Below are 15,267 nucleotides of genomic sequence, written 5' to 3'. Positions count from 1 at the left end.
TCCAAGCACAGATTTATTTGTTGGCTGAGGTATTTAGACTCACTTGGTGCTAGGATTGCGGCTTTAGAATCAAAGAGAGAACACCGTGTCTTCAATGTTAAAGCTGCTCTTGGTCGTCGTAACGCTTGGTGCAGGCTTCTTCGCCGGTGACATTTACCAGTGGTTTAAAACCCGTTCCCAAGTCAAACCTTTGTCAGAATATTGCTTACTCACTACTGAAGCTTGTGAAAGCAACGATGTTCGTATAAAAGTTGATCGCGACATCAGTCAGCCATTGGTACCCACTGAAATCGTCGTCGACTGGCCCGAAGCTCAACAGGAAAGTCTGTTGCTGACTTTGGAAGGCCACGAGATGGAAATGGGTACCGCCGTATTTAAACTCAATAAAAGCTCAACAGGTCAGTTTACAGGCCAGGTTATTCTGCCGGTATGTACGACTGATGCCATGACTTGGGTTGGCGAACTCACTGATGGCCAACACAGTGTGAGCACCTCGATTAGGATGGAACAATGAGTAAGAACTGGTCTTTAATTTTAGTTGCCGCGTTTGCACTAGGCTTTGGCGTGAAAGCGTATCTGGATTCACAGCCAACGACCGAGGCTCCTGCTGCAACCAGTAAAGAAGTCGTCCTGTTCGGTGAAAATGACAAACCGGTCAAAATCTTCGATCAACAAGACTCTCGCGTACGCATCGTTTACTTTGGATTCACACGTTGTCCAGATGTCTGCCCAACCTCGCTAGCCATGTTAGCAGGCGCGCTGAATCAGGTGGATGATGAAGTAAAATCTCACTTCAGGCCTATGTTTGTTTCGCTCGATCCTGAACGTGATGCCGCGGCAGACTCATACAAATACGCCCAGTACTTCCATCCAATGATTGAAGGCTTGTCCGCGCCACTCGATGTCACCACACCTTTGGCACATAAATACGGCGTTATTTTCCGTAAGACCAAATTAGAAAACTCGGAGCTGAAGTACACCCTTGACCACAGCTCCTATTTTTATTTCCTAAAACCAGATGGCACATTAATTACTAAAGTGCCACACACGCTGACACCGGCTCCTTTGGTTGAAGCGATGAAAACACTTACGTCACAAGGAAAATCCTAATGAAGTTAAAAGCCCTCATTTTAGCGTCTATCGCACTTAGCCCACTTGCTCACGCTGCTTCAGACATCATGCTATCCCATACCTATGCACGTGCGACACCACCGAGTGCCGCCACTAGTGCTGTGTTCACTGAAATCATGAACCACAGCGCAAAAGACCGCGTTATCGTATCAGCCAGTACAGACGCTGCAGGCAAAGTTGAGCTGCATGATGTGATTAAAGATGGCGATGTAATGAAAATGCGTCAGGTAGAGCAAATTACTGTGCCAGCCAATGGTATGGTCGAGCTAAAACCCGGTAGCCTACACATTATGTTATTTGACCTGAAAAAGCCGCTGGTCGAAGGTGAGAGCATTGATGTGAAACTGACCTTCGCAAACGGTCAGGAGCAGACTGTCTCAGCACCTATCAAGAAAGTCATGAGTGGGATGAGCCACAAACATCATCATTAAGTTTTGTTGATTAGCCCGGCCTTCGCCGGGCTTTTTATTGTTCACTCTTTAGCGAGTTGGGTAGAGGTGAGCAAAGTTGTCCACCTGCTTTTCCCAGATTGGTGGTGTACCAATATGTGCCTGCACCGCAGAAATAAACTCTCTAACCAGCGCCGTTTGCTTACGATGTGGGTACAGAGCATATAGGGCGAGGCCGCGATTACATAGAGTGTAATGCGTCAGGATCGGCTTTAGATTCATCTCGGCAACTGGGCGGTATAGGTTGGAAGAGGAAATCATGGCATAGCCAAGCCCATCTTGGACGGCCGCTAACAAAGTCAGCACATCATTGACCTTGTATTTACCCGTCATTTTGTGATTTATGAACGTACTGCCACCCGGTGCTTCACTAATACGTGCCGTATCTACGGTTAATGGCCCATTACTATAGACGACAGAAGGCAAGCTCATTAGCTCCTCAGGAGTCTGAGGTTCTCCGTGCTGATCGATAAAGCTTTCAGACGCCAAAATCACCGGCCTGATGTCAGCGATTTTCTTTGCAATCAAACTCGAATCTTCTAGCCGACCAAGGCGAAATGCGACATCAAAGTGATCAGAAATAATATCTGAACGCTTATCATCCATTTGCAGGTTAATTTCCACCTCAGGATAACTGCGCATAAATTGCGTAATCACGGGCTGAAGGTAGTGCTGGCCAATATGCAAAGGTGCGGTAATGCGTATGCGTCCTTTCGGCCTTGCCTGATAAGAGTCTGCGATGGAGTGAACATGCCCTAAAGTCCCAACCAGATTATGTGCCTGCTCGAGAATTTCTTCACCCGCTGGCGTTAGGGAAAAGGAGCGCGTTGAGCGATTAAGAAGCTGCACGCCTAGTTCTACTTCCAGTTTTTTGATCTGTTTTGACAACGATGAGTTGTCCATATTGTGCAAGGTCGCAGCTTTAGTAAAAGAGCCTTGCTGCACCACATCAATAAACAGCGCTAACTGGTTAACCAAGGACATCCACTCCTCCTATTTTTGCGCCCTTTGCCACTGCACTAACCATTTGTCTAAATGGTTAGCAAATTGCTGTCGATCCGCTTGGTTTAGCGGTGCTGGGCCGCCTGTTTGGACACCACTACTGCGCATGGTTTCCATAAAATCACGAATATTAAGGCGTGATTTTATATTCTCTTTGGTGAACTGCTCCCCACGAGAACTCAACACGTGGCCGCCTTTGGTGATGATCTCATCGGCCAATGGGATATCGCTGGTGATCACCAGATCGCCAGCTTCACAGCGCTGAACAATCTCATTATCTGCGACGTCAAAGCCAGCCTGAACTTGTAGCATGGTGACTTTTGGAGAAGCAGGAGTACGAATAAACTGGTTAGCCACCAAAGTGACTTCCACGCCAGTGCGCTCAGAAGCTCGAAAGAGAATATCTCTGATAACGACCGGACACGCGTCTGCATCAACCCAAATTTTCATCTGTTACTTTCCTATATCTGCAATTGGCGCCATTACACCGCAAAAGCGCCTTGCTGAATAGCCTTATTTGAACTTCACCGCGGTACCACTGACGCTCACCATCATCATGCTGCCGCCACTGCCAATCACTTCGTAATCAATGTCGATGCCGACGATGCCATCGGCACCCAGCTCACGTGCCCGCTCTTCCATTTCAGCATAGGCTATCTCACGAGCTCGGCCCATCTCTCTTTCATAAGCACCAGATCGGCCACCGACGACATCTCGAATTGCGCCGAACATATCTTTAAAAATGTTTGCCCCTAAGATAGCTTCACCGACCACAACGCCCAAATAATCTTGTACAGGTCGGCCTTCAACTACTGAAGTCGTTGTTTTAATCATAATCTTTCTCCTTTTGAATCACTGTTATCCATATTAGCAGTGGGTTTAGTCAAACACTGCGCTCACAAACTAATCTTGCTACAAGGTTAACTTCGGCTGAATAAAGTCGATAAACGCGGAGATTCGCCGTGCCACTGCTGAAGATTTGTAGTACACAGCACTCACCTGCTCTCGACCGGTATCAAGACGCTTGGCATCATCAAGCAAAGATACCAGCCTACCTTGTTTAATATCTTCGCGAACCATAAAGCCAGACAAACAGGCAATACCATTAGATGCCAATGCCAACTGCCGAACCGTTTCACCATTACTCGACGTGATATCTGGCTCTATGGCATCAACTCCTTTTAGCGGCCATTGGTTAAGCACTTTAGGTGATGTAAAACCTATCAATTGATGCGACTGTAATTCTGACGTTGTGCGGGGCGCACCAGAAGATTCCAGATACTGGGGAGAAGCTACGATGAAGAGCTCACTTTTACCTAGTGGACGTGCATGCAATGTTGAATCTTTTAGTTGTCCGATACGGATAGCGACATCGGTGCGCTGCTCGAGCAAATCAACAAAACCTTCGTTAGAGGTTATTTCCAACTCAATCTCTGGATAAGTATCTTTGAATGACTGTATCAGCGGTACAAGCTGATGGAAAACAAATGGACTGGCGGCATCCACTCGTAACTTGCCTCTTGGACGTTCGCTTCCAGAAATCAGATCTTCTTCAGCCTGATGAATAATGTGAAGGCCCTTACGCACAGAGTCAACAAAAGTCCGACCTTCTTGGGTTAACTCTACCCGCCTTGTTGTTCGGTTCAATATTGAAACACCCAGCTGTTTCTCCACCTTGCTTACCGCACGTGAAATTCTGGCAACTTGTATGTTTAACATTTCAGCTGCCGCTGAAAACCCGCCGCTATCGACAACCGCGAGTAGCATTTCTAACTCATCTGAACGTGTGCGCATGTCTTCGTCCATTAAATTCAATTACCTTTATTTATAGCAAAAGTAATTTGATAAAATCACCATTTTTAACAAATAAAAGATTTTCAATAATGGCGGCCACGACATCATTATTGGAATTTATTATGCCAATTGCACTTTTTGCTTTAACCCTTAGTGCCTTTGCTATCGGCACTACTGAGTTTGTTATCGTCGGATTGATTCCGACTATGGCAAGCGACCTTGCAGTATCCCTACCTTCCGCTGGCTTATTGGTTAGCCTATATGCGCTTGGCGTGGCAATTGGAGCTCCCGTCATAACTGCGCTTACTGGCAACTGGCCAAGAAAAAAGGTCCTATTGTCCGTCATGAGCTTGTTTGTTTTAGGGAATGTACTCGCGTGGCAAGCTCCGAGTTATGAAACTCTGATCATCGCTCGCATCCTGACCGGACTGGCTCATGGTGTTTTCTTTTCCATCGGTTCTACTGTTGCTACAGGACTGGTCAGCAAAGAAAAAGCCGCCAGCGCTATCGCGATCATGTTTACAGGCCTTACCGTTGCTTTGGTCACCGGTGTTCCTCTTGGCACCTATATCGGGCAAGCATTTGGATGGCAGGCGACATTTCTCACCGTGGCTATTCTTGGCGTCATTGCCTTGCTTGGCAGTGCCCTGTTAATCCCTGCCAACCTCAAACAGCCACCAGCAACCAAAATTTCAGCCCAGCTAAAGGTTCTTACCGAACCTAGGTTGCTACTGGTTTATGCGATTACGGCACTTGGATATGGAGGAACTTTTACTGCTTTCACTTATCTCGCCCCTATACTGGAAAACGTTTCTGGATTTAGCTCTGGGACCATAGGGTTAATCATGTTGGTGTATGGTGTTTCCGTTGCCATTGGCAATATCTGGGGAGGCAAAATGGCCGATAAACTTGGCCCTATTAAAGCACTTACCGCCATTTTTATTGGTCTTACGATTATACTGTTTGTCTTCAACCTTGCGGCTTATCATCCTGTTAGTGCTGTTATTACGATTCTAATCTGGGGGGCATTCGCCTTTGGTAACGTCCCTGGGTTGCAAGTTTACGTGGTGAATCTGGCAGAAAAGCATACGCCTGATGCGGTTGATGTCGCCTCTGGACTTAACATAGCGGCGTTTAACGTCGGCATCGCTTTAGGCTCATGGGGAGGAGGATTAATCGTTGCAAAGCATGGCCTAATGAATACACCTTGGGTCGGCGCTTTGATTGTCATCATTGCCCTACTTCTCACCCAATTCAGCGGTTTGCTCGATAAGCGTGAAGCAACATGTCAGGGCGCAGAAGTAAACTAAAGTCGCTGATCAATTACTTCAATTTTAGAGTGCTGCTCTTGGCAGCACTCACATCGACGTCTAGCTGTGCGCTGCTGCTGGTTTCGCTGATCTTGATATCCGAGACAGATAGCTCAAACTCATTCGACTCTGGAGCATCACTACAGCCAGACAATGCAAAAACGGCAAGCGCTACGACAACACCGTGTACGACTTTCCTTATCATGAGTTACCTCCGTTCCGTTGTGGTATCGCAACTCGCCAGCCCCGTAGGACACTGTTTGAATTGATAGGTGATGACCAGATGTGTATCACCCGAGCTCAATTGCAAAGGAGTGGATAGAGTGAATTCAAGCTGACCGTCATCTTGAAGGTAGATACCACTGGCAAGCAGGGTATCACCCTCGCCATTGGCATCGGTATCTTGATAAAGCGCAACTAGACTTAAATCAGTTTGCTCATTCAGATCACCCGATGAAGATATTTGTAAGCTATCCAATTGGGCTCCTGCCAAACTGGCAGTCACTTTCAAGCGTAATACCACTTGTTCTTGGTCGTTACGACTGAAGGTATTGGCGTTATTACTAACCACCGCAATGCTGACTTCTGGCGTCGTCGAAGCAACAGCGATACCACCAGGGTCACTGACAATACCATTGACCTTACCATCGGCATCATTAGGGCCACCATCTTCAATCGTGAGCTGAATACAGTCATCCCCTTGATTCAAAACGCTTTTAAAGCTGACATTGCCCGGCGCGGGGCAATCGTCACTCACGCTCGCCGTACTGGCAAGCGCATTGTTTGCATCCTCAACAAACGTAAACCACCCTTTTGACTCAATGTACTTACGATAAATCGCGTTGGCGGGAATAGCAGAACTCAGTCGCAGTACAATCTGCGCGGAAGCGGCCAGTCGAAGTTGTTGCACTTCAAAGTCAAACAAGCCGCTTGGATACTGATAATCCCCATCCTGCTGCTGCTCACTGAGATTGTAATGATCAACAATGTTATCCATGGAAACACCTATAAAATCTTGACCATTCACGTAAGGAACATCGCCCAGAACAAACAACAAGCCAGTCTCGGTGTAAGCCAAATGGTGGACAGAATCTGAATAAATTTGTGATGAGCTTGAGATAGAGTCAAGGTAATCGGGAATACCATTTCCGGTAGTGTCGAGCGAATACTAATTTCCCTGCTAATAGTGACCGTTGTCCCGACAGGATCGGTCACCACAACACTCAACTCATGGCTACCGACATGTCCTTGAGGATCAAAGCTGAAGGTTTCGCTATTGAGACCTTCACTGGGCTCAAGGTCAACGTCTGTTTGGCTCCAGACAAAACTGTAACCCGCTGTACTGCTAGCGCTGTCCACTTGGGCCCTCAGCACCGCTGTTCCTTGATCTGCAAAAAATATGGAAACTGAACCACTTCCCTGGCTCAAGACAATACGAGAACTCAAAGCCGCATCATCCAAGATATCAAAACTGACGTTCACATCATTCGCTGCTTCATAGTTGGTATCTCCTGACTGGCTCGCGACTATAGTACATGTGCCTGATGCGACTAGCGTCACCACAGCGTTTGTCACAGTACATATGGCTGATGTTGAGGAGGAATGACGGATAGCCCAGAGGTTGCTGTCGCGCTGATAGCCAGAGTGCTGGCCGATAAAGCTTGAGGGCTGATTGCAGCAAAGTTGATAGTCTGGTTGGTCTTATCGGCATTGTCTCCGATGCCATCTCCATCAGTATCTTTGGTCTCTGAAGCATCCAATGGAAAGGCATCATTAACGTCATCAACACCGTCACCATCATCATCCGTGTCAGTGTTATTCCCGATACCATCCCCGTCAGTATCGAGCGTTTCTGATGCGTCAAGTGGGAATGCATCACTGCTGTCATTCACACCATCGCCATCATCGTCTGTGTCAGCGTTATTACCAGTGCCATCCCCATCGGTATCAAGAGTTTCGGAGGCATCCAGTGGGAAAGCATCACTGCTATCATTGACGCCGTCACCATCGTCATCTGTATCAACAAGATCACTAATACCATCACCATCGGTATCAAGGTCATTAATCAACTTTACGAACAGCGCCTGCTCAGTGGTATCTGTCATCTCTGCATAGCCCGCAATCACGATATCATTGTCACTGTCCAACACCATATCTCTGGTAATGAACCTATCGTTACCCGGGTCGAGTTTGATCTGACCATTGTCACCAAAGTATGTATCTAAGCTCCCGTCACTCTTCAAACGAGCAACATGAAGATCGCCATTTGAATCATAGCCAGAAACAACAACGCGCCCATCGCTGCTTTTCACAAGATCAGCGGTCTGCAGCGTCTGATTGAGTGTCTGTATTCCCCCATCACCAAAGCTTTCAGCAATATCGCCATCCTCATCCATGGCGATGACTTGCGACGCAGAGTTGGCAAAAAGGATTTTGTTGTCTGCAGTGCCTAACATGGCGTAAATGGTACCAAACACGTTGGGGTTAAGGCCTGTTGCTCCTAAATGAACAAAGCTGGTATCGACGCTACCGTCCGTTTTGTTTATTCGAACCAGATAGCGAGAACCATTGTTTTGCTGAAGAATGGTGAACAGGTAGTTAGCCTTTTCGGCAACCGCCACTGATGTTACGGCGAAAAAGCCCGTTGGTCTAACATCCGCAGATCCAGCAGTACCAAAGCTGGTATTCACCGTCAGATCACTTTTAAAGCGAGTGAAATAGATTGTTGAGATGGGCACGCTGCCATTAGTGCTGCCAACCACAAAACCACCATCACTAAGCGGTATTATCCCGATTGGAAACTGAGCAGGTAGAGTATAGATACCAGAAGAAAAGACACTGGTCAGGCTGCCAGTTGAGTCGAGATTCACCAACTTAGCCTCGGAAGAGTTCCCCTCTCGGCCTATCGCCACATAGCTACCATCATTGGCAACGAACACATCGCCGAGAATTTCATTACAGCCAGTTGTACAGGAAGTGGAACTGAATTGAAGCTTGCCGTCACCATCAAAGGCTGTGTTGAGCGTTCCATCTGAGTTGACCGAGATAACCGTGCCAAATTGGCCGCTGAATCCCCCTGCATTATTCTCGTTTTGACCCGCCGCAATAATGCCATCCGTCGACGTGACATCCACAGCATGTTGGTAGGTATAATCTTCATTAGCTTCTGTAGTAGTGACCAACCACCCCTGACTGTTAAAGCTAAGATCCCAGTCCCCCGCATCATTAGTATCCGCATTGTTCCCTGTCCCATCACCATCGACGTCAAAAGATTCACTGGCGTCATTGGCGAAAGCATCCAACTGGTCGATCACACCATCCCCATCGGTATCATTATCGATGTAAAATGACAGTGCGACTCGATTGGCAGGATTATTGTTACTATCACCAGCTTGGTCAGCATAGACCGTACACAGGCCGCTGGTCACAAAGCTCAATGTCGTGCCAGAAACCGCACAGACACTGGTCGTATTGGAGCCAAATGTCACGCTTAAATTTGCAGTAGTCACCGCCGATAATGTTAATGAACTATCAGCTAAATTTTGCGGACCAGGGTTAGGAAAGAGAATACTTTGCGTATCTTTAGCTATCGTGGTGGACTGCGAGACGTCTGGCGCGGGATCGTAAGTGCCATCACCTGCCTGTGAAGCAACAATGGTACAAGTTCCGGTCGCGCCAATCGCAACATAAGGGCCTGAAATGGTACAGACGGAAGGAGTGGAAGAGGCAAAGCTGACCGTCAAACCAGAGGTTGCCGTTGCGCTGATCGCAAAACGCGTATCCCCCGTGTCATAGCTACCCGTCAGCGTAAAATCTATTGTTTGACTGAGCCCTGCCATAGCAAATAGTGGTAAGAAATAAAGGCTAAAGCCAAAGTATCGCCTTTTTCTGCACCTGCCCGTCATTCACTAAATCCCTGTATTATCTGGATACGGAATACATAGCTAATATCTGACTATTAGCTAAGTCGCTTCCCTTCCATGTATGGATATATCTATTAATAATAATCGATAAACAGGGCTAGCATTTAGGCGTACGTTCTTGAAATACCGGAAGAGTTCTTATTCTTTGCTTGGCGATAGAGCACTTGGAATGACTTTAACATTCAACTCATTGGGTAGGTGATCTTTATTGGTGTAAATACGCTCAAAGTGAGCAAGAGGCGCAACCTTGATCGCAGTAGTGCGGTCCCATTTAGTGGCATCAGCTACTAGCCAAGTTTGGCGACTGTTACGTATGATGGATTGAGACAAGTCCGATTCTAACTGCTCGTGCTCCATTGCGAAGTGGCTGCTTGTCACCGATGCACAACCGCATAGGCCGATATCGGCTTCAAAGCCCTCGAAGAAGTGAACTACACTGCTCCCCACCAGATCTTGATGCTCACGGCGAAACAGGCCGCCTGCAAGGTAGACTTCGATGTTCTGATTGGCTTCTAAGATTTTCGCGACTTGCAGGTTATTGGTGACCACGCGCAAAGTAGTTTTCCCCAATAGAAACTGAGCAATGCGTGTAACCGTAGTACCAATACCAATCATCACTGTCGCGCCATCAGGAATCGCTTCCGCGACCGCCATTGCGATGTCATCTTTGGTGGTCGATTCCACCTCTGAGCGAAAGCGATAACTGGTGTTTGTTAAGGTAGCAGGCAAACTGACCCCACCATGAACTCGACGCGCCAGCCCTTGTTCGCACAAGTTGTTTACATCGCGACGAATGGTCTGAGTGGTCACCGAAAACAACTCGGCCAACTGGTCGATCTGAACATCCTGATCCACTTTAAGGGTCGCGAGAATCTGCTTTTGGCGTTGGTTCAGTTCCATAGTTCCTACTAAAATTCGTTTGGCTTATCCGTGATGATGTAATCCACACCCAAATCGTAAAACGCTTGTGCTTTGTCTGGCGAATTCAACGTCCAGATCTTTAACACCAAACCCGCGTTTTTAATCGAGTCCGCAATCTTAGCATCAAGAACTTTGTGATCAATGTGGATGCTGAACAAGTCTAAGTCTTGCAGAGACTCTAGGCTAAAATCATTCCACACTTCACAGATGAACCCACGTCTTACTTCTGGTATCTGCGCTTGGCAAATGACCAGTGCCTCTTTGCTAAAACTCGATAAAAGCAACTTATCCAACGGGTAGTTTTTCTGCTTCACTACCTTAACCACTTGCTCAACCAGAGTGTCGATAGTTTTGTCATCGTAGGTTTTCAACTCAAGATTAAGCGTGAGCCCGAGTTCGACACATTTATCCAAGGCCTCTTCGAGAGTGGGAATGGATATTCCTTCGAACGATGCCCCGAACCAACTCCCTGCATCGAGTGCTTTAAGCGCCTTAGTATCAAGGTCTGATACTTTACCTTTGCCGTTGGTACAACGATCAACCGTCTTATCGTGAATGATAACTGGAACGTTGTCTGCGCTGAGTTGGGTATCGATTTCTACCCATAGGGCACCTGACGTAGCAGCGTGTTCAATACTCACCAAAGTATTCTCTGGTGCTAACGATGCCGCACCGCGATGGCCTGTAATCATAGTGTACTCTCAATGTTCATTTGAAAACCAAGCGACAATAGATTGGTTTTATTACAGTTTTATTATTCATAACGTCCTATACTGTAATTTAGCTGAAAATCGACATTGAAGGCAATGGCTGATGTTGCTAAACAATTGTGAGATCTCATTCAAAAATATGTTCATATTAATAATGAAAATGTTCATATGAGTGTAACAATTCACTCGCATACTCTACAAATATTACATATCACTCTCTAATTTTTATAAAACAGCCATCAATAAGGTACTGACAAATGAAAAAGCTATTAGGTGCGGTAATTACAGCGGCAGCGCTACTTTTAGTAGGTTGTGGTGAATCGAAAAAGCCTGAAGCTGAGGCGACTGCTGATCCAATCAACATCAACATGAGCCTGGTATTTACGCAAAATGAGTTGCTGACTAAGGAGCTCATCAAGGCGACAGACAAAATCCGTGAACGTACTGACGGTTCAGTGAACATCAAAGTATTCCCGGGCGGGCAGTTACCTGTATACAAAGATAACCTAGAGCAGGTTGTGAACGGTGCAAACTGGATCGCGGTCGAAGATTTAACCTACCTAGGTGACTACGTGCCAGACTTCGCGGCGCTTGCCGGACCAATGCTTTACAACACGTACGATGAATACCTAGCAATGATGGACACAGAGTTTGTCGCCGGGCTAAAAGCGAAAGCAGAAGAAAAAGGCATTAAAGTACTGAATGCAGATTACATGTTCGGCTTCCGCCACATGATCACCAACAAAGAGATCGTGAACTCTGCAGATATGAAAGGCATGCGTATTCGCGTACCACAGAGCCAACTGTTCATTAGCACGCTATCTGCGATGGGCGCAGCACCAGCTTCTCTGCCATTCCCAGAAACTTACGCGGGTGTTCAGCAAGGTGTGGTTGACGGTCTGGAAGGTTCTATTCTGACGATGTACTCGACTAAGATCTATGAAGTCGCGAAGAACATGTCACTCACCAAGCACTTCCTTGGCACAGTCGGCATCTATATTTCTCCCAAGTTATGGGACAAGTTCACTCCAGAGCAGCAGCAAATCATTAACGAAGAGCTGGAAGCGGGCGCGATTTCAAACACCTCTGAGCTGGTCAAGCTAGATACGGAATACACCCAGAAACTGGAAGAACTTGGCGTAACGTTTAACGAAGTCAACTCTGAAGAGTTCAACCAGTTAACGGCTGATGTCTACAACCAGTTCCCTGAATGGAGCGAAGGCATCCACGCTAAGATCATGCAAGAGCTAGAAACGATTCGTGCGGCTCAATAACTCACAAAACACTAACTAACCTAGATGCGGCTTGACGTTTTTCAAGCCGCATTGTTCGTAAATTATCTATGGTTAGTAGGTAATTTGCCGGAGAAGATTTTTTGTTTTTACTAAGAAATATTGAAGAGATCCTCGCTTCGATTGCTATTTCAATCACAGTACTGGTTGTGATTGTGAACGTGGTTTTACGTTACGGGTTTGGCTTTGTCGTCCCTTGGAGCGAAGAGCTGTCTGTGATCTGCTTTATCTGGGCGGTGTACTTAGGTATCAGCTCTTGTTACAAGCACAAGCTGCATATGGGCGTCGACGTCATGGTCGCTATGCTACCAAGCAAAGCGAAACCTGCATTTAAGCTCGGTGTGTCCGTGTTCTTACTGGCCCTCAATATCTTGATGGCGATTCTGAGCTATCAATACCTGATGCTTTCTAACAAAGTCACGCCTGTAATGGGCCTGTCGTACTTCGCCATTAATGGCGTACTGTTACTTTGTTTTGTTCTTATGGCTATTCACACAGTGAAGTTCATTGTGGATGACGTCGCGTTACTTAAGCGTTCACATAAATAGGTTCTGTCGATGGAAAGCTATCTGCCAATCATCATTCTATTTGTCCTTTTTCTGCTCAATATTCCCATTGCTTTTTCACTGATCGCCTCATCGATGGTCTACTTCTTATTCATCAATGATTCGATTCCCGTGAGCTTAGTTATGCAGCGTTTCATCAGCTCTGCTGAATCTTTCCCGCTGCTAGCGATACCGTTTTTCATTATGGTTGGCTCGGTCATGAACTACGCTGGGATCAGCCGAAGCCTACTGGCCTTTGCCGATTCTATGATTGGCCACAAAACAGGTGGTCTGGCACAGGTTAACGTGGCATTAAGCACTCTAATGGGCGGCATCTCAGGTTCTGCCAACGCTGATGCTGCGATGCAGTCGAAAATACTGGCGCCAGAAATGACCAAACGCGGTTATGACCTACCCTTTACCGCAGCGGTAACCGCAGCTTCTTCAAGCATCAGCCCAGTGATTCCGCCGGGTATCAACCTGATCATTTTTGCGTTGCTCGCCAATGTTTCTGTTCACCAGATGTTTATTGCGGGCTATGTGCCAGCGCTTCTGATGGCGGCTTCCCTGATGCTGACCATCGCATTTATCGCCCGCAAGCGTAAGTACAAGCCGTCTCGTTCGGAGCCTGCAACAGCGAAAGAGCGTTTCCATTACTTCCTGAAAGCTGTGCCTGCATTATTGATTCCTTTCGGCATCATTTTGGGGATGCGCTTTGGTTTGTTTACACCGACAGAGGCAGGTGCGATTGCGGTTCTACTCTGCATCATCATTGGTGCATTTGTGTATCGCGAGCTTGGCTTTAAGCATATTCCAATGATCATGCGTGAAACGGTTCAAGGTACCAGTAGCGTCATGTTCATCATTATTGGTGCCATGGTGTTTGGCTACTACATGACGCTGGAACAAATCCCACACAATGTGGCCTCAGCGCTGATTGAACTGACAGACAACAAACTGGTATTGCTGCTACTCATTAACGCTCTGTTGTTAGTTGTTGGGATGTTTATTGAAGGTGGCGCGGCGATGATCATCCTCACGCCATTGCTACTGCCAGCCGTACTGAACTTGGGCGTCAACCCAGTTCACTTCGGCATCATTGTCATTGTAAATATCATGATTGGGGGTGTGACACCGCCATTTGGTTCAATGATGTTCACCGTATGTTCCATTCTAAAGGTACGTATGGTTGATTTTGTACGAGAAGTGGCGCCACTACTGTTGGCGCTACTGACGGTGTTGATGCTGCTGACTTTCTCAGAAAGCTTAGTGATGTTTTTGCCGAATTTACTTTAACACGATGTATTGAAAGAATTTTGAGGTGTAGAAATGAATTCGGTAACGAATGATTTAAACCAAAACTGGAAACAGGTCGACTGGGTACTGACTGATGTCGATGACACCCTGACTTGGGAAGGCCGTTTGCCACCAGAGACCTTAATCGCGCTACAAAAATTAAGAGACTCAGGTAAGAAGGTAGTCGCTGTAACTGGCGCTTGTGCGGGTTGGTGTGACCATATTGCCCAGCTTTGGCCTGTGGATGCCGTATTAGGTGAAAACGGTGCGTTTATTATGGAAAAGAAGGATGGCTATCTTACCCTACGCTCTGGTGTTCCGTTGGAAGCTATCCGCGACGACCAGACAAAGCTAAAAGCGCAGGTTGAAGACATCCTACGTGACTACCCAGATTTGTCACTGACACTGGATCAGTCCTATCGCTTGTGTGAAGTGGCGATTGATATCGGCCAGAACCGCCCCCGTGTAGACGAAGCCATGATCGAAGAAATTGTCGCTAAAATTCATGCTTTAGGTGCCCACGCCACCGCCAGCTCGATTCACATTAATGCATGGTATGGCGAGCACTCGAAAAAAGCGACAGCCACAGCATTCCTTACCGAGAAAGGCCTGTCTAGCCAAGAGATCACAACGCGCGCCTGTTATGTCGGTGACTCAATGAACGACCAGCACATGTTTGAAATTATGCCAAACAGTGTTGGGGTCGCGAATATTAAACACTATTGGGATCGATTGGCGTTTCATCCTTCGGTCCTAATGACGGAGCCAGGTGGCTACGGTTTTGCCGAATTCACACAAAAGCTGCTCGCCATAAAATAGTCAAACATAGGCAGCTAAATGAACAAAAAGCGCTGACCTTGTGTCAGCGCTTTTTTAATTCTATCCAGACCAGTT

At 46.9% G+C, this 15,267-nt stretch carries 18 protein-coding genes; 8 read left to right on the top strand and 10 right to left on the bottom strand.

All coding sequences use genetic code 11. The features are described from left to right. The first annotated feature begins 94 nt into the window (after positions 1 to 94). From VIC_RS12290 to VIC_RS12280, 3 genes are read left to right on the top strand one after another with little or no spacing between them, the layout of a single operon-like run. Complete coding sequence (locus VIC_RS12290) at positions 95 to 514, top strand: hypothetical protein (protein ID WP_019276986.1); 420 nt, start codon at positions 95 to 97, stop codon at positions 512 to 514. Beyond that, entirely contained in the window at positions 511 to 1,110 is a 600-nt protein-coding gene (locus tag VIC_RS12285; protein WP_006960189.1) for an SCO family protein, read from the top strand. Before VIC_RS12290 ends, VIC_RS12285 begins: the two co-directional genes overlap by 4 nt. Continuing rightward, positions 1,110 to 1,562, top strand: coding sequence for a copper chaperone PCu(A)C (locus VIC_RS12280; RefSeq protein ID WP_006960186.1), 453 nt, complete (start codon positions 1,110 to 1,112; stop codon positions 1,560 to 1,562). Before VIC_RS12285 ends, VIC_RS12280 begins: the two co-directional genes overlap by 1 nt. 48 nt (positions 1,563 to 1,610) lie before the next feature. Here VIC_RS12280 and VIC_RS12275 read toward each other — a convergent pair whose 3' ends face one another. The 4 genes from VIC_RS12275 to VIC_RS12260 form a co-directional block, all read right to left on the bottom strand. Beyond that, the gene (locus tag VIC_RS12275) at positions 1,611 to 2,564 is read right to left on the bottom strand and encodes a LysR family transcriptional regulator (protein WP_006960184.1); all 954 of its coding nucleotides are present in this window, start codon (positions 2,562 to 2,564) and stop codon (positions 1,611 to 1,613) included. 9 nt (positions 2,565 to 2,573) lie between these two features. Beyond that, positions 2,574 to 3,032 (bottom strand): YaiI/YqxD family protein, encoded by a 459-nt coding sequence (locus VIC_RS12270; RefSeq protein ID WP_006960182.1) that lies wholly within the window; start codon positions 3,030 to 3,032, stop codon positions 2,574 to 2,576. Between the two features lie 63 nt (positions 3,033 to 3,095). After that, the gene (locus VIC_RS12265) at positions 3,096 to 3,416 is read right to left on the bottom strand and encodes a heavy metal-binding domain-containing protein (protein ID WP_006960179.1); all 321 of its coding nucleotides are present in this window, start codon (positions 3,414 to 3,416) and stop codon (positions 3,096 to 3,098) included. Between the two features lie 78 nt (positions 3,417 to 3,494). Continuing rightward, positions 3,495 to 4,376, bottom strand: coding sequence for a LysR family transcriptional regulator (locus tag VIC_RS12260; protein ID WP_039952037.1), 882 nt, complete (start codon positions 4,374 to 4,376; stop codon positions 3,495 to 3,497). A 122-nt stretch (positions 4,377 to 4,498) separates the two neighbouring features. Here VIC_RS12260 and VIC_RS12255 point away from each other — a divergent pair, with 122 nt between their 5' ends. Next, complete coding sequence (locus VIC_RS12255) at positions 4,499 to 5,686, top strand: MFS transporter (RefSeq protein ID WP_006960176.1); 1,188 nt, start codon at positions 4,499 to 4,501, stop codon at positions 5,684 to 5,686. A 13-nt stretch (positions 5,687 to 5,699) separates the two neighbouring features. On the opposite strand, the gene VIC_RS12250 is transcribed toward VIC_RS12255, so the two are convergent. The 6 genes from VIC_RS12250 to VIC_RS12225 form a co-directional block, all read right to left on the bottom strand. Then, positions 5,700 to 5,891 (bottom strand): hypothetical protein, encoded by a 192-nt coding sequence (locus tag VIC_RS12250; RefSeq protein WP_006960174.1) that lies wholly within the window; start codon positions 5,889 to 5,891, stop codon positions 5,700 to 5,702. A 3-nt stretch (positions 5,892 to 5,894) separates the two neighbouring features. Then, the gene (locus VIC_RS12245) at positions 5,895 to 6,683 is read right to left on the bottom strand and encodes a choice-of-anchor U domain-containing protein (protein ID WP_006960172.1); all 789 of its coding nucleotides are present in this window, start codon (positions 6,681 to 6,683) and stop codon (positions 5,895 to 5,897) included. A 26-nt stretch (positions 6,684 to 6,709) separates the two neighbouring features. After that, a complete protein-coding gene (locus tag VIC_RS12240) occupies positions 6,710 to 7,261 on the bottom strand; it encodes a hypothetical protein (protein WP_039951871.1) in 552 nt (183 codons plus the stop codon). After that, positions 7,258 to 9,525: an NHL repeat-containing protein gene (locus VIC_RS26950; protein WP_006960168.1), complete on the bottom strand. Its 2,268-nt coding sequence runs from the start codon at positions 9,523 to 9,525 to the stop codon at positions 7,258 to 7,260. The genes VIC_RS12240 and VIC_RS26950 overlap by 4 nt, the downstream gene beginning before the upstream one ends. A 222-nt stretch (positions 9,526 to 9,747) precedes the next feature. Continuing rightward, complete coding sequence (locus tag VIC_RS12230; RefSeq protein WP_006960166.1) at positions 9,748 to 10,509, bottom strand: DeoR/GlpR family DNA-binding transcription regulator; 762 nt, start codon at positions 10,507 to 10,509, stop codon at positions 9,748 to 9,750. An 8-nt stretch (positions 10,510 to 10,517) separates the two neighbouring features. Next, the gene (locus VIC_RS12225) at positions 10,518 to 11,222 is read right to left on the bottom strand and encodes a glycerophosphodiester phosphodiesterase family protein (RefSeq protein ID WP_006960164.1); all 705 of its coding nucleotides are present in this window, start codon (positions 11,220 to 11,222) and stop codon (positions 10,518 to 10,520) included. A gap of 275 nt (positions 11,223 to 11,497) precedes the next feature. Between VIC_RS12225 and VIC_RS12220 the strand changes: the two genes are divergently transcribed. From VIC_RS12220 to VIC_RS12205, 4 genes are all read left to right on the top strand, one after another. Continuing rightward, entirely contained in the window at positions 11,498 to 12,514 is a 1,017-nt protein-coding gene (locus VIC_RS12220) for a C4-dicarboxylate TRAP transporter substrate-binding protein (protein WP_006960162.1), read from the top strand. Between the two features lie 101 nt (positions 12,515 to 12,615). Beyond that, the gene (locus VIC_RS12215; protein WP_006960160.1) at positions 12,616 to 13,080 is read left to right on the top strand and encodes a TRAP transporter small permease; all 465 of its coding nucleotides are present in this window, start codon (positions 12,616 to 12,618) and stop codon (positions 13,078 to 13,080) included. Positions 13,081 to 13,089: 9 nt separating this feature from the next. Beyond that, entirely contained in the window at positions 13,090 to 14,373 is a 1,284-nt protein-coding gene (locus VIC_RS12210) for a TRAP transporter large permease (protein WP_006960159.1), read from the top strand. Positions 14,374 to 14,406: 33 nt separating this feature from the next. Then, positions 14,407 to 15,192, top strand: coding sequence for an HAD-IIB family hydrolase (locus VIC_RS12205; RefSeq protein ID WP_006960157.1), 786 nt, complete (start codon positions 14,407 to 14,409; stop codon positions 15,190 to 15,192). Positions 15,193 to 15,267 lie beyond the last annotated feature (75 nt).

Origin of the sequence: Vibrio coralliilyticus ATCC BAA-450 (assembly GCF_000176135.1) — a bacterium.
GTDB classification, from domain to species: Bacteria; Pseudomonadota; Gammaproteobacteria; order Enterobacterales; family Vibrionaceae; genus Vibrio; species Vibrio coralliilyticus.
This window is presented reverse-complemented; position numbering and strand designations above follow the sequence as displayed.